Raw genomic sequence first — 24,518 nt, forward strand, 5'->3', positions numbered from 1 at the left:
GGACACCCCCGGAGCGGGTGGGTGATCGCCGGCAGCCCCGGACGGATGCGCCACGGCACGGGGGATGCGCCCCTGCCGGTCACGGCCGGTGCACCCTGCGCAGGCACGGCCCGGCCGCCGCGACAAGGGGGCAGGGCGGGCCGCGACGGCGCTACCGCGCGCTCTGCCGAGCCGAACTCGGCGCGTGGTTGTCTCTTGCCCGTCGAATTCATGGCGCCGCACCGGAAATTCACCGACGAGTGCACGGGCACCCCGCACCACCGCACTCGGCCGGGAAATCCGATAGGCGTCAGGCGTTCCGAAGAGCCGCCAGGGAACTGCGCGGCGAGCGAGGGGAGCAACGCATGGAATTTCCTCAGGTATCGGAATCGACCACCCGGGGAGAGTTCCGGGGCAATGGGGTCCGGGGCATCACGGCGGCGGCCGTCCTGCTGGCGGCCGGGGCGCTGAACGTGGCGGCCGAGCAGCCCGCCGGCGCGGTGAGCAGCGGCACCTGGGACCGGCTGGCCGGATGCGAGAGCGGCGGGAACTGGCGGATCGACACGGGCAACGGATTCTCCGGAGGGCTCCAGCTCGCCCACCGCACCTGGCGCTCGTTCGGCGGCCAGGCGTACGGCTCGCGAGCCGCGCACGCCAGCCGAGCACGGCAGATCCAGGTGGCGGAACGGGTGTTGGCGCGCCAGGGCTGGGGGGCCTGGCCCGCCTGCTCGGCCCGGCTGGGGCTCAACTCGGCGGCCCGGCACGGCACGCCACCGTCCGGCACCGCGCACACGGCGCCCCGGCGGCACGTCCAGGCGCCGGCCCGGGCCCGGGTCCACCACCCGCAGTTCCACGAAAAGCGGTACAAGCCCAACAAGACCAACCCTGCCAACAAGGCGAAAATGGCCAACAAGACCAAAAAGGCCATTCGGCACCGGGGTACCCACGGCTCGATCGTCGTCAATTCCGGCGACACGGTGTGCGGTATCGCCGCCGCCCACGGATTCCGCTGGCAGGAATTCTACCGGGCCAATCGCAAGGTGATCGGCGCCAATCCGGACCTCATTTTCCCGGGGACCCGGCTCGCCGTACCGCGCTCACACTCCGGCGCCACCGAGTGAATTCGGTATCCACCGAAGGACGTTGGGGATTTTCCGGATGGATTCCCGGATGGATTCCTGGACGTCCGGCGCGCCGGATCGTCCGGGTAACCCGGGCCGCCGGGTCACCGGTTGACGCACGGTGAGGGTCGCAGGCCGTCCGTGGCGCCGCGGACGGCCTGCCCGCATGCCCGGCCGGGGGCCGGGCCCGCGGGCGGACGGGTGCGGGCCGCGCCGAGGGCGTTCCCCTCAGGCGGTCGCGTACACGCGGGTGGCGAACTCGGCGATCTGGCGGTCGCTGAGGTTCTTGGCCAGGTTCTGTTCGGTGATCATGCCCACCAGACGGTGGCCACCGGCGACGTCGATCACCGGCAGACGCTTGATGTGGTGGTTCTCCATGGTCTGCAGGACCTCGTTGGCGTCCGCGTCGGCATCGATCCAGTGCAGTTCCCCGCCCAGCGAACCGGCCTGCACGGTCGCCGGGTCCACGCCTTCGGCACAGCAGGTGATGACGATGTCGCGGTCGGTGATCATGCCCATGAGCTTGTTGTTGTCACCGCAGATGGGCAGGGCTCCGACTTCCAGGTCGCGCATCATCTTGGCCGCGTCCTGAAGCGATTCGTGCGCGCCTATACAGCGCACACCGCCGGTCATGATCTCTCGGGCTCGCAGCTTGCCGGCCATGATTCCTCCCGTCTCAGGAGCGTTGCTTGCCTCGCCCTTCGATGACACCACGAAAGGCCCCCCGACGCTTCCCGGGAACGGGCCCGGTCGCGCCGCCCCGGGCGTACGCTCAAATCCCGTGACGTCGAACCCCTTCTTCGAGCCGAGTGATCTTCCCTACGAGCTGCCGCCCTTCGCGCGGATCCGCACCGATCACTATCTGCCCGCCTTCGAACGCGGCATGGCCGAGCAGCTGGACGAGGTCGCGGCGATCGCCGGCCGGGCCGGGCCGCCGACCTTCGAGAACACCGTGGAGGCACTGGAACGCAGCGGCGTGCTGCTGAACCGGGTGCGCCGGGTGTTCTTCCTCAAGGCCGGGGCGGACACCGACGACGAGATCGAGGCGCTGGAGGCGGAGATCGCCCCCCGGCTGGCCGCCCACGACGACGCGCTGCTGCTCGACCCCGGCCTGTTCGCGCGGCTGCACGCGCTGCACGCCGGGCGGGAGCAGCTCGGCCTCGACCCGGAACAACTGCGGCTGCTGGAACGCCATCACACGCTCCGGGTGCGGGCCGGCGCGCGGCTCACGGCCGTACAGCAGCGCCGGTTGCGGGAGATCAACGCCGAGCTGGCGACGCTGTCCACGCGGTTCGAGCAGAACGTCCGGGCGGCCACCGCCGCCGCCGCGCTGATCGTGGACAGCGCCGGGGAACTGTCCGGACTCCCCGAGGCGCAGATCGCCGCCGCGGCGGAGAACGCCCGGGCGCTGGGACACGAGGGCCGGTTCGCGCTGGTGCTGAAGAACTTCACGCAGCAGACCGAGCTGGCCGCGCTGGACGACCCCGCGCTGCGGGAACGGCTGCTCGCCGCCTCGCTGGGCCGCGGCACCGACACCAACGGCCCGGTCGCCGTGGCGGTGGCCCGGCTGCGCGCCGAACGTGCCGCGCTGCTCGGCCACGCCAGCCATGCCGCCTGGGAGGTCGCCGACCGGACGGCCGGCACCACGGACGCGGTGGAGGAGCTGTTCGCCCGGCTGACCGGGCCCGCCCTCGCCAACGCGGAGCGGGAGGCCGCAGCGCTGGCCGAGGCGGCCGGGGTGCCGGAGATCCGCGCGGCCGACTGGCAGTACTACGCGGAACGGGTCCGCAAGGAGCGGTTCCACCTCGACGCGGCCGATCTGCGGCCTTATCTGGAGCTGGAGACCGTGCTGCACGACGGGGTGTTCCACGCCGCCGGGCTGGTCTACGGAATCACCTTCACCGAGCGGCCCGACCTGGTGGCGTACCACCCGGACGCCCGGGTCTTCGAGGTGCACGACGCGGACGGCGGCCCGCTCGGTCTGTACCTCGGCGACTTCCACGCCCGCCCGTCCAAACGGGGCGGCGCCTGGATGAACTCGCTGGTCCTCCAGTCCCAACTGCTGCACCAGCGGCCGGTGGTCGTGAACAACCTGAACATCACCAAGCCACCGGCCGGCGAACCGGTGCTCATGACCTGGAGCGAAGTCACCACGCTGTTCCACGAGTTCGGGCATGCGCTGCACGCGCTGTTCTCGGACGTCCGGTACCCGCTGCTGTCCGGCACCCAGGTGCCGCGGGATTTCGTGGAATTCCCCTCCCAGGTCAACGAGATGTGGGCGGAGCGGCCCGAGGTCCTCGCGCACTACGCCCGGCACCACCGCACCGGCGAGCCGATGCCCGCCGAGCTGCCGGCCCGGCTGCGCGCGGCCACGACCTTCGGTGCGGGCTTCCGGATGGTGGAACACCAGGCCGCCGCGGTGCTGGACTGGGCCTGGCACTCGCTGTCGGCGGACGACGGCCTGCCGGACGCGGACCGGGCCGAGGCGTTCGAGGCGGCCGCGCTGGAGCGCGCGGGCCTGGCGTCGGCGGCGATCCCGCCGCGGTACCGCACCGGCTACTTCAACCACATCTTCGCCCACGGCTACGCGGCCGGCTACTACGGCTACCGCTGGGCCGAGGTGCTCGACGCGGACACCGTGCGGTGGTTCCGGGAGAACGGGCGGCCGGTCCGTGAGAGCGGGGAGATCTTCCGCCGGGAACTCCTCGCCCGGGGCGGCAGCGTCGACGCCATGGCGGCGTTCCGTGCGGTGGTCGGACGCGATCCGGACCTCGCCCCGCTGCTGGCCCGGCACGGGCTGGACGGCCCCGGGACGGACGGTGCCGGGGCGGACGGTCCCGAGCTCGCCGGCTGATTCCCGGGATCCGCGGCAGGGCCGGGCGGCTCAGGCGGCCAGGAACCGGTCCTGCTGCGCGCCGTGCAGACGGCCCGGCGGGAGCTTGCGGCCGAAGGCGACCAGCAACAGGTCCTGGGCGCTGCCGGTGAGCGGGGTGCCGGTGCCGAAGGACCAGTCGAGGTCGTCGGCGTGCAGGGCGAGACCGCGGAGGTCGGCGCCGAAGAACTTGGCGGACCGGAGGGTGACGTGGTCCAGCAGGACGCGCAGCCGGTCCTCGGGGACCCGGCGGTCGATGCCCAGGGGGACGGTGATGTCGAGGCCGTGGACGACGTCGTGGCCCAGCGCGGCGGCGAGCCCGCCGACCGGCGGCTTCCAGGGGTGGTGCGCGTGCTCCCGCAGGAAGCCGGCGAGCTGCCGCGGGGTGGCGGCCGCCGCGTCCTTGCGGGCGAGCCGGTCGGCCATCCGGTTGATGTTCCCGCCGGACTTGAGGAGTTCGGCCGCCACCTTGGGCAGCGGGTGACGGAAACCCATCGACATATGGGCCGCGACCTCGCGCACCCGCCAGCCCGCGCACAGCGTCGGCGCGTCCCACCGCGCGTCCGGCAGGCCGTCCAACATGTCCGCCAGCTCCCGGCGTTCGGCCGCTATCGCCGCTTTGATGTCCATACCGTCAAGGATCTTGTTCCGCCGGCCATAAGTCCAAGAGCAACTGGTTCTGCCTCCCAGAAGCAGTGGTTATGGGGCTGGTTAGGATCGCCGGCATGGAACTCCACCAGCTCAGGTACTTCGTCGCGGTCGTGGAGGAGGGCGGTTTCACCCGGGCCGCCGTCCGGCTGCACCTGGCTCAGCCGGGGGTGAGTGCGCAGATCCGGCAGCTCGAACGGGAGCTGGGGCAGCCGCTGTTGGACCGTTCGGGCCGCCGGGTGACGGTGACGGAGGTGGGCGCGGCGGTCCTCGGGTATGCCCGGGCCGCGCTCGCCGCCGTCGACGGGATCCGGCACACCGTCGACGAGTTCACCGGGCTGCTGCGCGGCCGGGTCGCGCTCGGCCTGGTCTCGGGCGCCGCCCTCGACGCCTTCGAGGTGCCGGCCCTGCTGGCCGCTTTCCACGACGACCACCCTCAGGTGGAGATCTCCCTCACCGAGGACACCTCGGAGCGGATGCTGGCCGCGCTGCACAACGGGGAGCTCGACCTCGCGGTCATCGGGCTGGCGCAGGAGGAGGCGCCGCCGGGCATCTCGTTGCGGCTGGTGGTCGACCAGCCGCTGGTCGCCGCGGTGGCCCCGGACGATCCGCTGCTCACCCCGCCGGACCGGGCCGCGCTCCCGCTGGCCGAGCTCCAGGGGCGTCCGCTGATCAGCCTGCCGCGCGGGACCGGCCTGCGCGGGGTGCTGGAGCGGGCCTGCGCGCAGGCCGGCATCCGGCCGCGGATCGCGTTCGAGGCGGCGGCCCCGGCGGTGCTGGCGCAGCTCGCCGCGCGGGGGCTCGGGGTGGCGGTGATCCCGGCGCTGCCGCCGGACGTCGCGGCGGAGCACGGGCTGCGTACCCTCGCCCTCACCGATCCGCGGCCGCGCGGCCGGGTCGCCCTGGCCTGGCGGACGGCGGGCCCGGCCACGCCCGCGGCCAGGGCGCTGCTCGACCGGCTGCACACGGCCCTGCCGGTGCCGGCGGGCGGCACCGGGGCACCGGCCGGGCCGGCCCGGGATCACCAGGGGCTGGGCGCGTAGTCCTTGAGGAAGCAGCCGTGCAGGTCCTCGCCCTGTTCGCCGCGGACGATGGGGTCGTAGACCCGCGCCGCGCCGTCGACCAGGTCGAGCGGGGCGTGGAAGCCCTCCTCGGCCAGCCGCATCTTCTCGGGATGCGGGCGTTCGTCGGTGATCCAGCCGGTGTCGACGGCGGTCATCAGGATGCCGTCGGTCTCCAGCATTTCCCGGGCGCTGGTGCGGGTGAGCATGTTCAGCGCGGCCTTGGCCATGTTGGTGTGCGGGTGGCCGGGGCCCTTGTAGCCGCGGCTGAACTGCCCTTCCATGGCGGACACGTTGACCACGTACTTGCGGCGTGCGGGGGATGCGGCGAGCGCCGGGCGCAGCCGGCTCACCAGCAGGAACGGTGCGGTCATGTTGCACAGCTGGACCTCCAGCAGCTCGACCGGGTCGACCTGGTCGACCTTCTGGATCCAGCTGTTGGTGGCGTGCAGGTCCGGTACCAGCCCGCCGGCGTCGATCGCGGTGCCCGCGGCGATCCGGGCGGGGGTGGCGGAGCCGGTGGTCAGGGCGAGTGCGGTGACGTCGTCGGCGGTCAGTGCGCCGGTGGTGCCCGGGGCGGCGGGCAGTGCCGCCGGGGCGCCGCTGCCGAAGTGGCCGAGGATCAGGGAGGCGGGCAGTTCGCCGGCGGGCAGCGGCGCGGACTCGGCGGCGAGGAGCTGTCCGTACGCCTCGGGTGAGCGGCGCACGGTCTGTGCGGCGTTGTTGATGAGGATGTCGAGCGGGCCTTCGGCGGCGACCGCGTCGGCGAGCGCGAGGACCTGCCCCGGGTCGCGCAGGTCGATGCCGACGATCTTCAGCCGGTGCAGCCAGTCGGCGCTGTCGGGCATGGCCGTGAAGCGGCGGATCGCGTCGTGCGGGAAGCGGGTGGTGATCGTGGTGTGCGCGCCGTCGCGCAGCAGCCGCAGCGCGATGTACATGCCGATCTTGGCGCGGCCGCCGGTGAGCAGGGCGCGCCGGCCGGTGAGGTCGGTGCGGGCGTCGCGGCGGGCGCGGTTCTCCTTGGCGCAGTCGCGGCACAGCTGGTGGTAGAAGGCGTCGACCTCGGTGTAGCGGCTCTTGCAGACGTAGCAGGAGCGCGGGCGCTGCAGGATGCCGGCGATCTCCGTGGTGACGGAGCTGCTGAGGGCCAGGCCCTGCGTCTCGTCGTCGATCCGGTCGGGTGCGCCGGTGGCGGTGGCCGCGGTGACCGCCCGGTCGTTGGCCGTCTTCGCCGCCCGGGACTCCTGCCGCCGGCGCTGCTTCACCTTGCGGTAGATGCCGGCGGTGGCGCGGCGTATGGCGACCGCGTCGGGGTGGTCGATCGGCAGCGCGTCCAGCTCTTGGAGCACGCTCAGGCAGATGGCCATGCGCTCCGCGTCGATGCCTGTGCCCTCGGCCCGGCCTGTTTCGGTCACCGTCATTCGCCGCTGCCGCTTCCTGGATCTGTGTTCGATTGCTGTACCGCGGAACTGTACGTAGCCGGGGCCGGGTCCGCCAAACCGGTGCGGGGCCCGGTGCGCTCGCGCACCGGGCCCCGCACACCTCCGACGGAGCTGTCAGTTCACCGCGTCATGGCTCAGCTCGATGTCGCAGTCGCTCTGCCCGGCGGCGCCGAGCCGGAGCGGGGTGGCGACCGGCGGGTACCCGCTGGCGATCAGCGTGTAGTCGCCGCTGTCCAGGTCGGTGAAGACGTACTCGCCGTCCTGGCCGCTGGTGGCGGTGCCGACCACGTTGCCCGCCGGGTCGAGCAGGGTCACCCGCGCGTCGTCCACCGGGGCGCCCTGGGCGGTGCGGACGGTGCCGCGGACCTGGGCGCCGAGGGTCAGCCGGATCTCGTACCAGTTGCGGTTACCGGCGGCGACCTCCACCTGGAGGGCGGAGGGGCGGTGCTGCTCGGCGCTGACGGCCAGGGTGTAGCTGCCGGGGGTCAGTTCCCCGAAGGCGAAGCCGCCGTCCTGGCCGGCCACACCGGAGGCGACGACCTCGCCGCGCACGTCGGTCGCCACGACCAGTGCGCCGGGCACCGGCTCGTCGCCCTTCTCCTCGCGGACCTCGCCGGCGAGTCCGGCGGCGCCGCTGAGCACCAGGTCGTACGTGAGCGGTCCGTCGCCGACCACGACGGTCACGGCCTGCGGCTGCCGGGCACCGGCGGAGGCGATCAGCACATAGGTGCCGGCGCCCGTGGTGGGCAGCGCGTAGCCGCCGTCGGCCGTGGTCTGCGTACGCCCGAGCTGCCGGCCGCCGACGCTGATGAGGGTGACCGCGGCGCCCGTCACCGGCTGCCCGGAGCCGTCCCGGACCGCGCCGCTGATGGCCGGTCCGGTGGCGTCGGCCGCGGCGGTCGCCGGGGTGTGCGCCGGCACCGGTACGGCGTCACCGGCCGGGGCCGCGGCGGGTGCGGCCGCTGGGGCCGCTTCAGCCGCTTCGGCCGGGTCCTCGGCGGCTTCCGCGGCGGGCGGGGCCTCGCCGTTGGCCTCGGCCTCCGCCTGGGCCCGCGCCTGGAGTCCGGAGATCTGCCGCAGCGGCACCTCCTTGATGAACCACATCAGCACGAACGCCAGCGCCACGACGACCGCGCCCATCAGGAACACGGTGTGCATCGAGTCGGCGAAGCCGCGCTTGAAGGGCTCGGCGAGCCGCGGGTCGAGCTGCTGGATGAACGACGAATCGCTGAGCACGCCCGAGGAGTTGCCGTTGGCCGGGTGCTTGAGCATGTCCAGCACCGGCTTGTTGGCCGGGTCGTGCAGGACGGCGGGGTCGTGCAGGGCGGCCTGGAAGCGCTTGGTGCCCGCCGCGTCCCGGAAGGCCGAGGCGATCTTGTCGCCGACGGTGCTGAACAGCACCGACAGGAAGATCGCGGTACCGGCGGTGGCGCCCATCTGCCGGAAGAAGGTGGACGACGCGGTCGCCACACCCATGTCCTTGGGCGGCACGGCGTTCTGCACCGCCAGCACCAGGGTCTGCATGCAGCCGCCCAGGCCGAGGCCGAAGACGAGCATGTAGGCCATGGTCTCCCCCAGCGGGGTGTCCCACTGGACGCGGTAGTGGAAGAGCAGCATCGCCGCGATCATCAGCGCGGTGCCGACGATCGGGAAGACCTTGTAGCGGCCGGTCTTGGCGGTGATCTGGCCGGACGCGATGGAGGCGATGAACATGCCCGCCATCAGCGGCAGCATCTCCAGCCCGGACCTGGTGGGGCTGGCGCCCTTCACGATCTGGAGGTACTGCGGGATCATCAGCATCCCGCCGAACATGCCCATGCCGATCAGTACGGACATCAGGCTGGTCTTGCTGAAGGTGCCGTTGCGGAACAGCCGCATCGGGATCAGCGCGTCCTCGCCGATCCACCGCTCCACGAAGATCCAGGCGATGATGCCGACCGCGCCGATGACGTAACAGGCGATCGACCGGGACGAGTCCCAGCCCCACTCCCGGCCCTGCTCGGCGACGAGCAGCAGCGGGACGACGCCGACGGAGATGGTGAGCGCGCCCCACCAGTCGATGCGGTGGTCGCGCCGGGTGTGCGGGATGTTGAGGACCCTGGCGACGACGAACAGCGCGATGATGCCGATCGGCACGTTGACCAGGAAGACCCAGCGCCAGCCGGTGACGCCCAGCAGCTGGTCCTGGCCGGCCAGCGCGCCGCCGATCAGCGGCCCGGCGACGCTGGAGGTGGCGAAGGTGCCGAGCATGTAGCCCTGATAGCGGGCGCGTTCGCGGGGCGGGACGATGTCACCGATGATCGCCAGCGCCAGCGACATCAGACCGCCGGCGCCCAGCCCCTGCACCGCGCGGAACGCGGCGAGTTCGGTCATCGAGGTGGAGAAGGTGCACAGCACCGAGCCGATGACGAAGATGCTGATCGCGGTGAGGTAGTAGGGCTTGCGGCCGTGCAGGTCGGACAGCTTGCCGTACAGCGGGGTGGCGATCGTCGAGGTGATCAGGTAGGCGGTGGTCGCCCAGGCCTGCTGACTGAGGCCGTGCAGGTCGTCGGCGATGGTCCGGATGGACGTGCTGACGATGGTCTGGTCGAGCGCGGCGAGGAACATGCCGAGCATCAGGCCGCTGAGGATGGTGAGGATCTGACGGTGGGTCAGCACTCCGGACCCGGGTATCGCCTTGGCTCCCGCCTCGGGCGGGGAGGTGGTGCTCATGTACGTATCTCTCCCTGCTCCACGGCGGCACCCTGGTCTCCCCCGGGACCCAGCCGTGTGTGTTGTCGTGTCGCCATGTCCTCGTTGAGCCGGCCCAGCAGCCGGATGAGGTCGGCCCGGTCCTGGGGCGACCACGGTGCGAGGAGCTCGGCCAGTTCGGCGTCGCGCTGACGCCGGTAGTTCTCGAACGCGGCCCGTCCGGCGTCGGTCGCGGCCAGCAGTGACCCGCGGCGGTCCTCCGGGTCGGGACGGCGGGCCACCAGGCCGCGCTCGACCAGCGAACGCACCTGGCGGCTGACCGTCGACAGGTCCAGGAACGCATCGGCGGCCAGGTCGGTCGCCCGCATGTCCCCGCCGACCACCAGCCGGGCCAGCAGCACCCGGTCCGCGGCGCCGCCGTCGGTCTTGGCCCGCTGCTTCCAGGCCGCGAGCAGCCGGGAGAAACGGACGATCTCCGTTCCCAGCCCGGCCGCCGCCTCTTCCAGCGCCGACTCGACGGTGATCGGCGGGGCCGCCCGGTCACATCCCGGGACGAGACCCTTACTCATCGTGTTGATCCTTAGCGGTGAGGCATCGATCGGCTCGATCCGGCCAATAGATTGCTTGTATCCAGCAAGCTTAGCGGCCCTGGAGAAGGTGTGGCGCATCGGGGGCGGAGGCGTTCCGGTGCGACCGTCCGGCGGCTCGCCGGCGGCCGCACCGCGGTGGTCCTCACGCGGCCGGGGCCGCGCACTCCTCGGTGGCCTTGACCACGGTGAGCGTGATCTTCCGGCCGTCCATCGGCGTGCCCGGTGCCGGGTCCTGGCCGCAGACCTTCCACGAGGCCGGCCAGAGCACGATGCGCCCGGCCCCGCGGCCGTCCCGGAACCGGACGGTGGTGTTGTAGTGGAGCTCCTCGTAGGCGGCGACCAGGTTCTTGCCCGTCACATCGGGCATCGGACGGCCGTCGGCGCGGGCCGGTGCGGCCGGGCCGAGCAGGGGGACGGCGAGGGCCGTGACGGCAGTGGCCGTGGCGAGGACGGTTCTGACGGTGCTGGTGTGGCGGGTGTGGTTCATCTCCGGTGAACGATCAGCGGGCGGGCCGGTCACTGACCGCCGCAGGGGTGTCCTGGCCGGTGACCAGGTCTCTGGTCAGTGCGACGCGGGAGAGGTGGAGGGCACCCCACAGGACCAGGGCGATGCCGGCGCATTCGGGGATCAGCCACCAGCCGGTGCGGACCCGTTCGTCGAAGAGGGTGACGCCCAGCGACAGGCTCACCAGCGCATCGCCCAGGGTGAGCACCGGCTGGGAGGCGGTCAGCGGTCCGGACTGCATGGCGTTCTCGAAGAGGAACAGGGCCAGCACGCCGACGACCGCGAACCCGTAGGTCTGCCAGGAGGCGAAGAAGGTGGCCGGGCCGCCGGTCTGCCAGGCGTGCGTGGCGTCCTTCATCAGGGCCGCGGTCAGGGCGTAGGAGACGGCCGCGGCGGCGGCGAAGCAGGCCGCCCGTACGCCGCCGGCCCCGTGGCGCAGCGCGGCCCCGACCGCCGTCCCGACGACCGCGGCACACACCGCCAGGGCGAGTACCCAGCGGCCGAGCGGGGCGTGGTCGGTGCCGATGATGGGGGCGGCGGCGGCCAGCGCGAGGCCGAGGCCGACGACGATCAGCGCCACGCCGGTCCAGCCGCCGCGGGAGATCCGCCCGCCGAGCAGCAGCCGGCCGATGAGCAGGGCCAGCGGGAGTTCGAGGACGAAGATCGGCTGGACCACGGACAGCGCGCCCTGGGAGAGCGCCAGCGCCTGGAAGCAGGCCGCGGCGATGACGGCGAGCATGCCGCCCAGCCAGGCGGCCCGGTGCAGCAGGTCGACGAGCAGACCCACGCGCAGGCCGGGGGCCAGCGGGACGGTGCGGGCCGCACGTCGCTGCAGCACCGTGGCCAGCGCGTTGCTGGCCGCGGCGAGCAGGGCGAAGAGCACGGCCGGCCATGTGGCCATGCGGCAACCTCCCGGGCACGGCGGCGGAGCCTTGGAGCTTCGACGCTAACCGGAGGCGGCGCGGCCGGCCTGCCGACACGGGGGCCGGGTGGTCCGGCCGGCGGCACCGCATACGGCCGGCCCGCCCGGTGGCAGATCTTCCCCCGGGCCGCACACAAGCGCAGGTCGGGGCAGGTGTCTCGGGTTTCGTGGGTGGCGCAATACTCCGGCAACACCACTGGCCGGAATGCGTCGCTATGGTCCCCGCATATCCGCCGAGCGCCCCGCCGCTCACCGGGCCGCTCCCCCACGCGGTCCGCGTCCCGCTCCCGCCCCACCGCTCCCCCAGCCTCCCCCGCCTCCCCGCTTCCTGGAGACCGCCATGCCTCTGACGTCGCAACGGGCCGACGTGCCCGTGACCATCGACGAGTCCAAGTGCATCGACGGCTGCACGCTCTGCGTCGACATGTGCCCGCTGGACTCGCTGGCCATCGATCCGGCCAGCAACAAGGCGTACATGCACGTCGACGAGTGCTGGTACTGCGGCCCGTGCGCCGCTCGCTGTCCCACCGGCGCGGTCACGGTCAACATGCCCTATTTGTTGCGATGAGAGGCACGTCCCCATGCGGCACACCCCCCTGAGGCACAGCAAGCGCGCGATCCCCCTCGCGGCTGCGGCCCTGCTCCTCCCCCTCGCCCTCACCGGCTGCGGCGGTGCCGCGGAGGCGGGCGACGGCAAGCACGTCACCGTCACCGTCGGCTACCAGTCCAAGACCATCAACACCGTCACCGCCGGCACCCTGCTGCGCTCGCTCGGCTACTTCGAGCGGGAGCTGCGGGCGCAGGGCAAGCGCGACGGCCGGACCTACAAGGTCGCCTGGCAGGACTACGCGACCGGCGCGCCGATCACCGCGCAGATGGTCGCCGGAAAGGTCGACATCGGCTCGATGGGCGACTTCCCGCTGCTCATCAACGCCGCCCGCGGCAAGCAGCTGCACGCCCCGACCCGGCTGGTGTCGGTCACCGGCTACAACCTGCGCGGGGCGCTCAACACCATCGTCACCAAGCCCGGTTCGGCGCTGCGCTCGCTGTCGGACCTGCGCGGCAAGAACGTCTCCAGCAGCGTCGGTTCGGCATCCGACGGGACGCTGGTACGGGCGTTGCAGCGGGCCGGCATCGACCCGGAGCAGGGTGTCCACAAGCTCAACCAGCAGCCGGCGGTGGGCGCCTCGGCGCTGCAGTCGGGCAGCGCGGACGCGCTCTCGCAGTTCGTCGCCTGGCCGGGGCTGCTCGCCTTCCAGGGCAAGGCGCAGGCGTTCTACGACGGGGGCGCGCTCGGTCTGCCCACCTTCCACGGCGTGACCGTGCGGGACGCCTTCGCCGGTCAACGCCCCGGCGTCGTCAAGGCGTTCCTCGCCGCGCAACGGGACGCGACCCGGTACGTGCAGCGCCACCCGGTCGACGCCGCCGAGCGGGTCGCCCGGGCCACCGGACTGCCGGCCGAGGTGGTCTACCTCTACAACGGCGCCGGAGGCATCGCGACCTTCGACCCCACCCTCAAGCCGCAGCTGATCGCCGCGCTGAAGAAGGACGTCCCGGTGCTGCGGGCGGCCCGGCTGACCGGGCCGGTCGACGTCGACTCCTTCGTCAACGACCGCTTCGTCAAGGCGAGTTACGGCAGCGGGTACGCCCCGGCCGTGCGCTCCACCACGCACCCGTCCGCCGACGAGGTGTGGCTGCGCGGCGAGGACCGCACCCACTCCTTCGCGGACCCGGCGGCCCTGCTGCGGTTCGTCGCCGCGCACCGCGCCTCGGTGCGGGCCGCGTACGTGGCCGACGCGACGACCGGCAGCCGCTGGTTCGCCGACAAGGCGGTCTGGGTCCGCGACGGCGGGCGGCTGCTGCCGTTCGTCACCCGGGCCACCGCGGACGCCTGGACCCACAAGCACCCCGGTGCCCGCACCGTCGGCTATGCCGCCGCCCTGGAGCAGGCCCGGTGAGCGCGCCGTGGACCCGGCGCGCCCGGCGTGCCGCGGCGGTCCTGGCGGCGCTGGCCGGCTGGCAGTTGCTCGCCCAGTTCCGGGTGAACCTGTGGCTGCGGTTCGGGCAGTTCCCGACGGTCACCGAGACGGCGGGCGAGTTCGCCCGCCGGCTCGGCACCGCGGCGTACTGGCAGGACGTCACCGACAGCCTGACCCGGATCGTCAGCGGCTTCGCGCTCGCGGCCGTGCTGGGCGTGGCCGTCGGCACCGCCGTCGCCCGTTCCCCGCTCGCCTCCGACCTGCTGGACCCGCTGCTCGAAGTGCTCCGCCCGATACCGGCGATCGCGCTGGTGCCGGTGGCGATCCTGCTGTTCCCCAGCAATGAGCAGGGCATCGTCTTCATCACCTTCGCGGCGGCGTTCTTCCCGGTCACGGTCTCCACCCGGCACGCGGTGCGGGCGGTGGCACCGGTGTGGGAGGAGGCGGTGCTGACCATGGGCGGCGGGCGCTGGCGGGTGCTGCGGTCGGTGGTACTACCGGGGGCGCTGCCGGGAATCATGGGCGGGCTGTCGGTCGGCATCGGGGTCTCGTGGATCTGCGTGATCTCCGCGGAGATGATCTCCGGGCAGTACGGCGTGGGCTACCGCACCTGGCAGGACTACACCATCGTCGACTACCCCGGCGTATTCGTCGGCATGGCCACCATCGGACTGCTGGGACGGCTGACCGCCACGGCCGTGGAACTGACGGGGCGGCGCCTGGTGCGCTGGCTTCCCCACAGGGAGGGGGGTCAGGCGCCGGCGCGCCGGCTTCCCCGTACGGAGGGCAGCCGGGCCCCCGAGCGCCCGCTGCCGGCCGAGGCGTCCCCCGTGGGACGGGCCCCGGCGCCCACCGGCCCGGCGACGATCAGGGAGCAGGTATGACCCGCACCGAACCCACCGCCCCGGCGCCCGCCGGGACACCCGCGCAGGGCCTGCGGCTGACCCTCGCCGATGCCGTGCTGGGCCGGCCCGGCGCGCCCGTTCTGCACGGCCTGGACCTCGACGTCGCCCCGGGCGAGATCCTCACCGTCGTCGGCCCGTCCGGCTGCGGCAAGTCCACGCTGCTGCGTACCCTCGCCGGTCTGCTGCCCCCGCTGGGCGGCCGGCTGAGCCAGGACGGCGAGCCGCTCACCGGGCCCGGCGCCGACCGCGCCCTGGTGTTCCAGGAGGATGCGCTGCTGCCCTGGCGCACCCTGCGGGGCAATGTCGAACTCCCGCTGGCCGTAAGGGGGTTGGCGCGTGCCGAGCGCCGGGCGCGGGCATCCGGATGGCTGACCCGGGTCGGGCTCGGCGAGCAGGCCGCCCGGCTGCCGCACCAGGTCTCCGGCGGCCAGCGGCAGCGCGCCCAGCTCGCCCGCGCACTGGCCGGCCGGCCCCGTGCGGTCCTGATGGACGAGCCGTTCGGCGCGCTGGACGCCCGGACCCGGGCCGGGATGCAGGAACTCCTCGTCGAGGTGCTGCGGGGCACCGGCGCCACCGTCGTCTTCGTCACGCACGACGTCGACGAGGCCCTCTTCCTCGGCGACCGGATGGCACTGCTCGGCACCGGCCGGACCCCCCGTGTCGTCCGCGTACCCCACCCCCGCGACCGCGCGGCGCACACCGATGCGGCCACGGCCGAGCTGCGCCGTACCGCCCTCGCCTCCCTCAGCAGCTGAAAGGCAGATCCGCATGGACATCCCCGCCCTCGCCGACGCCGAAGAACTGGTCTGTGACGTCCTGGTCATCGGCGGCGGCACCGCCGGCACGATGGCCGCGCTCACCGCCGCCGGGCGCGGCGCGTCCGTCCTGCTGCTGGAGAAGGCGCACGTCCGGCACTCCGGTGCGCTGGCCATGGGCATGGACGGCGTCAACAACGCGGTCATCCCCGGCCGGGCCGAGCCCGACGACTACGTCGCCGAGATCACCCGCGCCAACGACGGCGTCGTCGACCAGTCCACCGTCCGGCAGACCGCCACCCGGGGCTTCGCGATGGTGCAGCGGCTGGAGCGGTACGGCGTGAAGTTCGAGAAGGACGAGCACGGGGAGTACGCGGTCCGCCAGGTGCACCGGTCCGGTTCGTACGTGCTGCCGATGCCCGAGGGCAAGGACGTCAAGAAGGTCCTCTACCGGCAGCTGCGGCGGCGCGAGATGCGCGAGAAGATCCGGATCGAGAACCGGGTGATGCCGGTGCGGGTGCTGACCGGCGACGACGGCCGGGCGATCGGGGCCGCGGGCTTCCACACCCGTACGGGCCGGTTCACCACGGTCCGGGCGGGCGCGGTGATCCTGGCCACCGGCGCCTGCGGCCGGCTGGGGCTGCCCGCCTCGGGCTACCTCTACGGCACGTACGAGAACCCCACCAACGCCGGTGACGGGCATGCGATGGCGTACCACGCGGGCGCCGAGCTCACCGGTATCGAGTGCTTCCAGATCAACCCGCTGATCAAGGACTACAACGGCCCGGCCTGCGCCTACGTCGCGAACCCCTTCGGCGGGTACCAGGTCAACCGGCACGGCGAGCGGTTCGTGACGTCCGACTACTGGTCGGGCCAGATGATGGCCGAGTTCGCGGCGGAGGTGGCCTCCGACCGCGGCCCGGTGTACCTGAAGCTCAGCCATCTGCCCGAGGAGTCGGTGGCGGCCCTGGAGACGATCCTGCACACCACGGAACGCCCCACCCGCGGCACCTTCCACGCCGGGCGGGGGCACGACTACCGCACCCACGACGTGGAGATGCACATCTCCGAGATCGGGCTGTGCGGCGGCCATTCGGCGTCCGGGGTGCGGGTCGACGACCACGGCCGCACCACCGTGCCGCGGCTGTACGCGGCGGGCGACCTGGCCTGCGTCCCGCACAACTACATGATCGGCGCGTTCGTCTTCGGCGATCTGGCGGGCGAGGACGCGGCCCAATACCGCGCCTACGAAGGTGAGTTGCCCGGTGATCAGCTGCGGGCCGCCCACGAGCTGATCTACCGTCCGCTGCGCCACCCCGACGGTCCCCCGCAAACGCAGGTCGAGTACAAACTCCGCCGCTTCGTCAACGACTACGTCGCCCCGCCCAAGAGCGGCGCCCGGCTGTCGCTGGCCGTCGAGCACTTCGAGCGGATGCGCGGCGAGATCGACCGGATGGGCGCCCGTACGCCGCACGAGCTGATGCGCTGCGCCGAGGTGCACTTCATCCGCGACTGCGCCGAGATGGCCGCCCGGTCGTCGCTGGCCCGCACCGAGTCGCGCTGGGGCCTCTACCACGAGCGCACCGACCATCCGCACACCGACGACGCCCGCTGGCTGCACCATCTCGATCTGCGCCGGTCGGCGGCGGGCCGGATGGAGTTCACCGCCCGTCCGGTGGCGCCCTACGTGGTCCCGGTGCCGGAGTACGCCCCGGCCGGCGGCCCGTCCCGGTTCCTCGGGGAGGTCGAGCCGGAGCAGGTCGCCACCGCGGGCCCGCGGGACACCCCGCCGGTGGGGTCCCGGACGGCCGCTGACGGACCGCCCGGCGGCGGACCGGCGCACCCGGTGGCCGCGGGCGGCCCCTCGCCGCGGCTGCTCGGGCTGCTCGCGCTCGCCGAGGAGCAGCCCGGTCTGGCGGCGCTGCGGCCCTACCTGGCCGATCCCGACCCGGCCGTCCGGCGGGCCGCGGTCGACGCGCTCACCGAGGGCGTGCCGGCCGGCACCGGCCCGGCGCTGGCCGCCGCGCTCGCCGATCCCGACCCGGCCGTACGGGCGGCCGCCGGTGCCTCGCTGCGGGAACTGGTCGAGGTGCTGGAGCCGGAGCCCGAGCTGGGCACGCCGCTGGCCGCCGCGGTGCACGACGGCCCCGACGCGGCGGTCCGGGCGGCCGCGGTGGAGGTGCTGCGGGCGCTGCGCCTGGGCGACCGGACGCTGTTCGCCGGTGCGCTGGACGACCCCGCCGTGGACGTCCGGATCCAGGCCGTACGCGCCCTGGTGTCCCTGGACGCCGTCCCCGACCTGCGGCGGGCCGCCGGGGACGGGTCGCGTGAGGTACGGGTGGCGGCCGCGCACGGGCTGGGCACGGCCGGCGGCCCGGACGACCTGGCGGCGCTGCTGACCGACCCCGACCTGCTGGTACGGGCCGCGGCGCTGGCGGCGCTGGCCACCACGGGCTGCCCGGCGCCGTACGACGCGGCCGCGGTCGCCGCGCTCGGCGACCCGGCGTGGCAGGTCCGGGCCGGCGCCGCCCGGGCGCTGGCCGCCGCCGGGCCCGGCGTCGCGGTGCCCGCGCTGGGCTCCGCCCTGGCCGATCCGGAGGCGGACGTGCGCCGGGCCGCGGTGCTGGCCCTGCGCGCCCACGCGGGGCGGGCGGACGCGCGGAGCGCGCTGGCCGCGGCCGCCGACGACCCGGACGCCGATGTCCGGGCCTACGCCCGGCGGGCGGCGAAGGGGTGACACACGTTCGGGCCGTCCGGGTGGCCGGGGGCACGGCCGGGTTGAAGGCTTCGGGGAGAGATCCCCGGAGGCACAGCCGCCCGTGCAAGGAGTTCCGATGGCCCCCGAGTACCGCTACGACGACCTGAGCGCCCTCTTCATCAACTGCACGCTCAAGCGCTCGCCGGAGACCAGCAACACCGAGGGCCTGGTCGAGCGGAGCCGGGCCGTCATGGAGGGCAACGGGGTCACGACGGAGGTGCTCCGGGCGGTCGACGAGGACATCGCGACCGGGGTGTGGCCGGACATGACGGAGCACGGCTGGGCGTCCGACGCCTGGCCGGAGCTGTACCGCAAGGTGCTGGCCGCGGACATCCTGGTGCTCTGCGGGCCGATCTGGCTCGGTGACAACAGCTCGGTGATGAAGCAGGTCATCGAGCGGCTCTACGCCTGTTCCAGCGTGCTCAACGACCGTGGCCAGTACGCCTATTACGGCCGGGCGGGCGGCTGCCTGATCACCGGCAACGAGGACGGTGTCAAGCACTGCGCCATGAACGTCCTCTACAGCCTGCAGCACCTGGGCTACACCGTCCCACCGCAGGCCGACGCCGGCTGGATCGGTGCGGCCGGGCCCGGACCGTCGTACCTCGATCCGGGCTCGGGCGGGCCGGAGAACGACTTCACCAACCGCAACACGGCGTTCATGAGCTGGAACCTGATGCATGTCGCGGCGATGCTCAAGCGCGCGGGCGGCATCCCGGCGCACGGCAACCAGCGCACCGAATGGGACGCCGGCTGCCGCGCGGACCAGGCCAATCCGGAGCACCGCTGAGCACCCGCGCCGGCTCGGCGGTGGCCGATCCGCACGCGTCCGCACCCGCGCTCCGCCCGCCGGCCGTGCGCTGGCCCCGTTACGCGCGGCTCGCCCCGGCCGTCCTGGTGGCCGGCGGTCTCCTCTGGAACGCGCTGTCCCCGCAGGACTACTGGGGTGATCCGATGCTGACCGCGGCCAGTGTGACCGCGGGTGCGCTGCTGACACTGCGGCACACCGTCGCGATCGGGCTGGTGCTGGTGCTCGGGGTGTTCGCGCTGACGGTGAAGGACGGCACCGCCGGTGACGCGGTGGGTCATCTGGAGCTGGCCAACACCCTGTTCGCCGCGCTGATGGGCGTCGGGGTGAACCGGGTCATCGCCCGGCACGGCCGCCATCTGGACGTGGTGCGGATGGTGGCGGAGGCGGCGCAGCTCGCCGTGCTGCCGGCCCCGCCGGAACGGATCGGGCCGCTGGCCGTCGCGGCCCGCTACCAGGCCGCCCAGAGCGAGGCCCGGATCGGCGGTGACGCCTATGCCGTGCAGCGGACGCCGTACGGGGTGCGGCTGCTGATCGCCGATGTGCGGGGCAAGGGGCTGGGCGCGGTGAGCGCGGTGTCGGTGCTGCTGGGTGCGTTCCGGGAGGCGGCCGAGCAGGAGCCGGAGCTGACCGGGCTGGCCGAGCGGCTGGAGCGGTCGTTGCTGCGGGCGGGCGAGCAACTCCCCCAGGAGAGCCGTCTGGAGGGCTTCATCACGGCCCTGCTGGGTGAAGTCCGGCCGGACAGCGGTGAGTTGCTGCTGCTGAACTGCGGCCATCCGGCGCCGTATCTGTGCCGGGACGGTGAGGTGCGGGCGCTGGCGACTGGTGAACCGGGGCTGCCGCTGGGCCTGGGCGGGCTGGCCGTCGCCCGGCCGGAGCCGGTCGGCGTGCCGTTCCCGGTGGAGAGCACCGTGCTGCTGGTCACCGACGGGGTGACCGAGGCCCGGGACAGCGGCGGGCGGTTCTACGACCCGGCGGCGGAGCTGGCGGGCCGCGGCCCGTTCGGCAGCCCGCAGGAACTGATCGACGTCCTGGTGCGGGAGGTCGAGCGGTGGACCGGCGGGCCGCGCGACGACGACATGGCGGTGCTCGCGGTCACCCGGCGGGTGGCGGCCGGCTGACTGCCCGGACGGGTGGCCGACCTGCGCCGACAGCGTGTGCTACCGGGGATTCGGGGCGGGGGATGAGAAGATCGATCAGAGCATCAGCATCCGCCCGAGCGGCCCTCCGCTCCCGCGCAGATCGGAGTTGATGTGTCCGAGAACAGATCAGCCCTGCTGAGCCAGCGCGCCGCAGTCATCTTCCTGCTCGGCGCCCTCACCGCCCTCGGCGCCGGTGTGCTCACCTGTGTCAACGGCGGAACCCTGGCGTCCGCCGCCTTGATCGGCGGAGCGGCGTTCGGCGCCGGGGTCACGTTCTTCCATACGGTCATCGATTGACTCCCGACCCGCGCCGGGGACCGCACCGGTGCACGGCCGTCCGCCCTGGGCCGCGCAGGCCGCCACAGCGTGAGCGGGCGGTCACAGAGCGTCCTGGGCCGGTGGCGGAATCCGTGCCCCCGCATGCGGTGCGCCGCCGGACGGTCGGTGCGAAACTGAAAGACACCGCGCCCGGCCGCCGGCCGGTGCCCCTGCCGCCGAGGGGAACATCATGACCTGGGCATCTTGGACCACTGTCGGGATCCACGCGCTCCCCGGCGCGGTGCGTGCGGAGGAGATCGGCGTGATGAACGGCGATCTGACCATCCACACGACCTGGTCGGAGAATCTGGCGCACGTAGCTGTGCAGTACACCGGGTCATCGGACTGGTACACGATGGCCGGCAGTCCCGTGCCCTGCGATTCCGAAGCGGCCAGCCGCAGCTTCCACCAGGCCGTGGTGGAGGCGGTCCGCGGCGGGGATCGGGCCGAGGCGTCCCTCGACGAGCTGTTCCACCGGCAGGAGCAGTAGCGGGCACCGGCGCCGCCGCGGGCAGCGGGCGCCCGGATTGTCCGTGAGTGCCGGAATCCTCCGCTGAAGTCCGGGCTGGCGTCCCGGCCTTGTGAGTCCACGACCTGACGGGTCGTGGACTTTTTGTTGCGTCGACCGAGCAACCCTTTCCGGCCGCATCCAGTCTCCTCTGGCAACACAGGCACCGTTGGTCACCTTGCCATCACCCAAAGGTGAACAATTGTCAAATCTTCACCACGAATCTCGCATACCGAGCATATGGCTTTACATGCTCATGCCAGGCAGACCAGGGTTTGCGCGGGGCCGACCGGCCCCCGCGGTGCCCAACGGCACCGCGTGTACGGGCGGTTGGCGTGGCCACCGCCCCCGCAGCGCTAAGGACCCACATCTGTGCGTAGACCCCACATACGCAGCCACCGCCTGGCCATCGCCGTCGCGGTGACGACGGCCGCGACCCTGACGGCCGGAGTGGCGGGCGCCGCCTCCGCGCACAACACGGCCGCTCCGGCCGCCGCCTCCGCCGCGACCCCCTCCGCCGACAAGATCGTCGAAGCCGCCCGCACCGCCGCGGTCGCGCACGGCTCGGCGACCGGAGTCGGCAAGAAGGACACCCTCAAGGCCGTCGACACGATGGTCGACCCGGACGGCCGGCAGCACGTCCGCTTCGTCCGCACCCACCGCGGTCTGCCCGTCCTCGGCGGCGACCTCGTCGTCCACCTCAGCGCCCACTCGGCGTACGAGGGCGTGACCCGGGCCTACCGGCACCAGGTCGACCTCTCCGACACCGACCCGAAGCTGTCGGCCGGTCAGGCCGAGGCGAAGGCCGCCAAGGTGGCCGAGGGCGAGGCCGGTACGGCCGAACTGGTCGTGGACGCCCGTGACGACCGGCTCACCCTGGCCTATCAGGTCGAGGTGGCGGACAGCCGTACCGACGAGGCCGGCGGCGCCCGTACGGTCGTCCTCGACGCGGCCACCGGCGCGGTGCTCAGCAACGCCCCCGCCAACGACTCCTTCCTGTCGCCGGCCCTCCAGGCGAAGCTGCGCAAGCGGGGCGAGCGGCTCAACCCCGCGACCCGGCAGTTCTCGCCCGCCGCGCCGGCCACCGGCCAGGCGGCCACCACCGCCGGGTTCCCGGCCGCCGCCAAGGGCAGCGGCGCGTCCTTCTTCGTCGGCAGCGTGCCGCTGTCCACCACGCGGACCGCCCAGAAGTCCTTCGTCCTCAAGGACTCGACACGCGGCAACACCGAGACCCGCGACGCCGGGGACAAGGAGCTGGAGAAGTTCTCCGGCGGCAAGGCGTTCACCTCCGCCACCAACCGCTGGGGCAACGGCACCACGAGCGACCGGGCCACCGCCGCCGTGGACGCCCAGTACGGCATCACCAGCACCCTGGACTTCTACAAGAAGACCTTCGGCCGCAAGGGCATCAAGAACGACGGCCGCGGCGCGCACGCCCTGGTGCACTTCGGCAAGAACGTGGGCAACGCCTTCTGGTCGTCGGACTGCGGCTGCATGCTCTACGGCGACGGGGACGGCAGGACGTTCGCCAAGCCGCTGGTCGTCCTGGACGTCACCGGCCACGAGCTGACCCACGGCGTGGTCGACGCCACCGCCAACCTCCAGCCCACCCGCGTCGACGAGGAGGGCAACCAGTTCGGCGAGCCGGGCTCGCTCAACGAGTCGCTGGCGGACATCTTCGGCAGCGCGGTGGAGTTCGCCACCAACAACCCGAAGAACCCGCCGAACTACCTGATGGGCGAGAAGCTGGGCCTTGAGCAGAAGTTCCTGCGCCGCCTGGACAAGCCGTCCCTCGACAAGCTGGAGGGCACCGTCGACTACTGGTCGAAGGCGTCCTACGACACCGAGGTGCACGCCGGCTCCGGCGTCTCCTCGCACGCCTTCTACCTGCTCGCCGAGGGCAGCGGCAAGAAGACGATCGGCGGTGTCGCCTACGACTCCCCCACCCGCGACGGCTCGCGGGTGACCGGGATCGGCCGCACCAAGGCGCTCGCCATCTTCTACCGGGCGCTCACCCGGTACATGGTCTCCACGACCGACTTCCACGACGCCCGGACCGCGACGCTGCACGCGGCGAAGGACCTCTACGGCGCCACCAGCACCGAGTACAAGACGGTGAACAAGGCCTGGTCCGCGGTGAACGTGACGGCGGCCAACGCCCCGTCGGCCACGCACTGAGCCCGGACGCCCGTCCCACGGTGCCCCCGCCGGCCGGCGGGGGCACCGTGCCGTTGTGTGCCGCGCTCCTCGACGCCCCGGCCGGCCGGAGCCTACGTTGAGGCCATGATCAGCGATCGCGAGGCAGAGGCAGCAGCAACCGGCCGGCGTCCCGGCTATGCCGTGGCGGCGGGCGTGTTCGCCATCGGCATGGCCGGCACCACCCTCCCCACCCCGCTGTACGGGCTCTACCGCCAGGAGATCGGGTTCTCCGAGCTCATGGTGACCGTGGTCTTCGCCGTGTACGCACTCGGCGTGATCACCGTGCTGCTGCTCGCCGGCAACGTCTCCGACGACGTGGGCCGGCGCCCGGTGCTGTTCTGCGCCCTGGCGCTCTCCGCGGCCAGCGCGCTCTGCTTCCTCTTCGAGGGCGGGCTGCCCCTGCTGTTCCTGGGCCGGGTGCTCTCCGGATTCGCCGCCGGGCTGTTCAGCGGTGCCGCCACCGCGGCCGTACTGGAGCTGGCGAAGCCGGGTCAGGAGGCCCACGCCGGATTCGCCGCGACCGCCGCGAACATGGGCGGCCTCGGCTGCGGCCCGCTGCTGTCCGGGCTGCTCGCCCAGTACGCGCCCTGGCCGCTGGTCCTGCCGTTCGCGGTGCACCTGGTGCTGGTGGCGGGGGCGGCCGTGGCGACCTGGCGGCTGCCGGAGACCGTCCGCGATCCGCACCGGCCGCACCGCCTGCGCCCCCAGCCCCTCCACCTGCCACCCGAGGTACGGGGCGTGTTCACGCCCTCGGCCGTCGCCGCGTTCGCCGGCTTCGCGCTGCTGGGCCTGTTCACCGCCGTCGCACCGAGCTTCGTCGGGCAGACGCTGGGCGTGACGAACCTGGCCGTCGCCGGGGCGATCGTGTTCTCCGTGTTCCTGGGCTCGACCGCCGGCCAGTCGCTCGCCGGGCGGATCGGGGTACGCAAGGCGCTGCCGGGCGGCTGCCTGGTGCTCGTCATCGGCCTGGCACTGGTGGCCACCTCACTGGCCGTCACCTCACTTCCGGTGCTGGTCCTCGGCGCCCTGTGCGGCGGCACCGGCCAGGGCCTGGCCTTCCGCGCCGGGCTGACCGCGGTGGGCCGGGCGGCGCCCGCCGAGCACCGCGGCGGCACCATCTCGGCGTTCTTCCTCGTCGCCTACTTCGGCATCTCGCTGCCGGTCGTCGGGGTCGGCGCGCTCACCATGGAACTGGGGCTGCGCGGCGCCGGCCTCACCTTCGCCGGCTGCGTCATCGTGCTCGCGGTGACCGTCGGCCTGTATGTACTGCGCCACCCGCCGGCCGTCGACGACTGACGCCCCGTGGCCGCGCGGA

The 24,518-nt window shown here is 73.2% G+C and carries 21 protein-coding genes; 14 read left to right on the top strand and 7 right to left on the bottom strand.

The genetic code is table 11. From position 1 onward, the window contains the following. The first annotated feature begins 344 nt into the window (after nucleotides 1-344). The gene (locus ACZ7MX_RS04150) at nucleotides 345-1,100 is read left to right on the top strand and encodes a transglycosylase family protein (RefSeq protein WP_472129115.1); all 756 of its coding nucleotides are present in this window, start codon (nucleotides 345-347) and stop codon (nucleotides 1,098-1,100) included. Between the two features lie 228 nt (nucleotides 1,101-1,328). Here ACZ7MX_RS04150 and ACZ7MX_RS04155 read toward each other — a convergent pair whose 3' ends face one another. After that, nucleotides 1,329-1,763, bottom strand: coding sequence for a CBS domain-containing protein (locus tag ACZ7MX_RS04155; protein WP_030411793.1), 435 nt, complete (start codon nucleotides 1,761-1,763; stop codon nucleotides 1,329-1,331). A 118-nt stretch (nucleotides 1,764-1,881) separates the two neighbouring features. Between ACZ7MX_RS04155 and ACZ7MX_RS04160 the strand changes: the two genes are divergently transcribed. Continuing rightward, the gene (locus ACZ7MX_RS04160) at nucleotides 1,882-3,954 is read left to right on the top strand and encodes a M3 family metallopeptidase (RefSeq protein ID WP_472129117.1); all 2,073 of its coding nucleotides are present in this window, start codon (nucleotides 1,882-1,884) and stop codon (nucleotides 3,952-3,954) included. Between the two features lie 30 nt (nucleotides 3,955-3,984). Here ACZ7MX_RS04160 and ACZ7MX_RS04165 read toward each other — a convergent pair whose 3' ends face one another. Then, nucleotides 3,985-4,602 (bottom strand): maleylpyruvate isomerase family mycothiol-dependent enzyme, encoded by a 618-nt coding sequence (locus ACZ7MX_RS04165; RefSeq protein ID WP_472129119.1) that lies wholly within the window; start codon nucleotides 4,600-4,602, stop codon nucleotides 3,985-3,987. Between the two features lie 95 nt (nucleotides 4,603-4,697). Here ACZ7MX_RS04165 and ACZ7MX_RS04170 point away from each other — a divergent pair, with 95 nt between their 5' ends. Further along, complete coding sequence (locus ACZ7MX_RS04170) at nucleotides 4,698-5,663, top strand: LysR family transcriptional regulator (protein WP_472129121.1); 966 nt, start codon at nucleotides 4,698-4,700, stop codon at nucleotides 5,661-5,663. On the opposite strand, the gene ACZ7MX_RS04175 is transcribed toward ACZ7MX_RS04170, so the two are convergent. The 5 genes from ACZ7MX_RS04175 to ACZ7MX_RS04195 all read right to left on the bottom strand — a co-directional run bounded on the left by ACZ7MX_RS04175 (nucleotide 5,642) and on the right by ACZ7MX_RS04195 (nucleotide 11,810). Further along, on the bottom strand, nucleotides 5,642-7,102 hold the full coding sequence (locus tag ACZ7MX_RS04175) for an SDR family NAD(P)-dependent oxidoreductase (protein ID WP_472129123.1): 1,461 nt from the start codon (nucleotides 7,100-7,102) through the stop codon (nucleotides 5,642-5,644). The two genes, ACZ7MX_RS04170 and ACZ7MX_RS04175, sit on opposite strands and share 22 nt — an antisense overlap. Before the next feature lie 135 nt (nucleotides 7,103-7,237). After that, nucleotides 7,238-9,835: an MFS transporter gene (locus ACZ7MX_RS04180; protein ID WP_472129125.1), complete on the bottom strand. Its 2,598-nt coding sequence runs from the start codon at nucleotides 9,833-9,835 to the stop codon at nucleotides 7,238-7,240. Then, entirely contained in the window at nucleotides 9,832-10,383 is a 552-nt protein-coding gene (locus ACZ7MX_RS04185; protein WP_472129127.1) for a MarR family winged helix-turn-helix transcriptional regulator, read from the bottom strand. The genes ACZ7MX_RS04180 and ACZ7MX_RS04185 overlap by 4 nt, the downstream gene beginning before the upstream one ends. A 163-nt stretch (nucleotides 10,384-10,546) precedes the next feature. Then, a complete protein-coding gene (locus ACZ7MX_RS04190; protein WP_472129129.1) occupies nucleotides 10,547-10,891 on the bottom strand; it encodes a PASTA domain-containing protein in 345 nt (114 codons plus the stop codon). A 13-nt stretch (nucleotides 10,892-10,904) separates the two neighbouring features. After that, nucleotides 10,905-11,810, bottom strand: a complete 906-nt coding sequence (locus ACZ7MX_RS04195) for a DMT family transporter (RefSeq protein WP_472129131.1) — start codon at nucleotides 11,808-11,810, stop codon at nucleotides 10,905-10,907. A 361-nt stretch (nucleotides 11,811-12,171) separates the two neighbouring features. Between ACZ7MX_RS04195 and ACZ7MX_RS04200 the strand changes: the two genes are divergently transcribed. From ACZ7MX_RS04200 to ACZ7MX_RS04250, 11 genes are all read left to right on the top strand, one after another. Then, nucleotides 12,172-12,399, top strand: a complete 228-nt coding sequence (locus tag ACZ7MX_RS04200; RefSeq protein WP_030411784.1) for a 4Fe-4S dicluster domain-containing protein — start codon at nucleotides 12,172-12,174, stop codon at nucleotides 12,397-12,399. A gap of 13 nt (nucleotides 12,400-12,412) precedes the next feature. Next, the gene (locus tag ACZ7MX_RS04205; RefSeq protein WP_472129133.1) at nucleotides 12,413-13,789 is read left to right on the top strand and encodes an ABC transporter substrate-binding protein; all 1,377 of its coding nucleotides are present in this window, start codon (nucleotides 12,413-12,415) and stop codon (nucleotides 13,787-13,789) included. After that, nucleotides 13,786-14,694 (top strand): ABC transporter permease, encoded by a 909-nt coding sequence (locus ACZ7MX_RS04210; protein ID WP_472129134.1) that lies wholly within the window; start codon nucleotides 13,786-13,788, stop codon nucleotides 14,692-14,694. The genes ACZ7MX_RS04205 and ACZ7MX_RS04210 overlap by 4 nt, the downstream gene beginning before the upstream one ends. Beyond that, complete coding sequence (locus tag ACZ7MX_RS04215) at nucleotides 14,691-15,470, top strand: ABC transporter ATP-binding protein (RefSeq protein WP_472129136.1); 780 nt, start codon at nucleotides 14,691-14,693, stop codon at nucleotides 15,468-15,470. Before ACZ7MX_RS04210 ends, ACZ7MX_RS04215 begins: the two co-directional genes overlap by 4 nt. 13 nt (nucleotides 15,471-15,483) lie before the next feature. Beyond that, the gene (locus ACZ7MX_RS04220) at nucleotides 15,484-18,207 is read left to right on the top strand and encodes a fumarate reductase/succinate dehydrogenase flavoprotein subunit (protein WP_472129137.1); all 2,724 of its coding nucleotides are present in this window, start codon (nucleotides 15,484-15,486) and stop codon (nucleotides 18,205-18,207) included. A 97-nt stretch (nucleotides 18,208-18,304) separates the two neighbouring features. Continuing rightward, nucleotides 18,305-19,018: a flavodoxin family protein gene (locus ACZ7MX_RS04225; protein WP_472129139.1), complete on the top strand. Its 714-nt coding sequence runs from the start codon at nucleotides 18,305-18,307 to the stop codon at nucleotides 19,016-19,018. 65 nt (nucleotides 19,019-19,083) lie between these two features. Next, on the top strand, nucleotides 19,084-20,157 hold the full coding sequence (locus ACZ7MX_RS04230) for a PP2C family protein-serine/threonine phosphatase (protein WP_472129141.1): 1,074 nt from the start codon (nucleotides 19,084-19,086) through the stop codon (nucleotides 20,155-20,157). Between the two features lie 132 nt (nucleotides 20,158-20,289). Continuing rightward, the gene (locus tag ACZ7MX_RS04235) at nucleotides 20,290-20,475 is read left to right on the top strand and encodes a hypothetical protein (RefSeq protein ID WP_236679275.1); all 186 of its coding nucleotides are present in this window, start codon (nucleotides 20,290-20,292) and stop codon (nucleotides 20,473-20,475) included. Nucleotides 20,476-20,686: 211 nt separating this feature from the next. Beyond that, nucleotides 20,687-20,986 carry a hypothetical protein gene (locus ACZ7MX_RS04240; protein WP_362137598.1) on the top strand — a complete coding sequence of 100 codons (300 nt, stop codon included), beginning with the start codon at nucleotides 20,687-20,689 and terminating at the stop codon, nucleotides 20,984-20,986. A 390-nt stretch (nucleotides 20,987-21,376) separates the two neighbouring features. Continuing rightward, nucleotides 21,377-23,182 carry a M4 family metallopeptidase gene (locus tag ACZ7MX_RS04245; protein ID WP_472129143.1) on the top strand — a complete coding sequence of 602 codons (1,806 nt, stop codon included), beginning with the start codon at nucleotides 21,377-21,379 and terminating at the stop codon, nucleotides 23,180-23,182. Nucleotides 23,183-23,287: 105 nt separating this feature from the next. Continuing rightward, a complete protein-coding gene (locus ACZ7MX_RS04250; protein ID WP_472129145.1) occupies nucleotides 23,288-24,499 on the top strand; it encodes an MFS transporter in 1,212 nt (403 codons plus the stop codon). Nucleotides 24,500-24,518 lie beyond the last annotated feature (19 nt).

Source organism: Streptomyces sp. NPDC107765 (assembly GCF_055657085.1).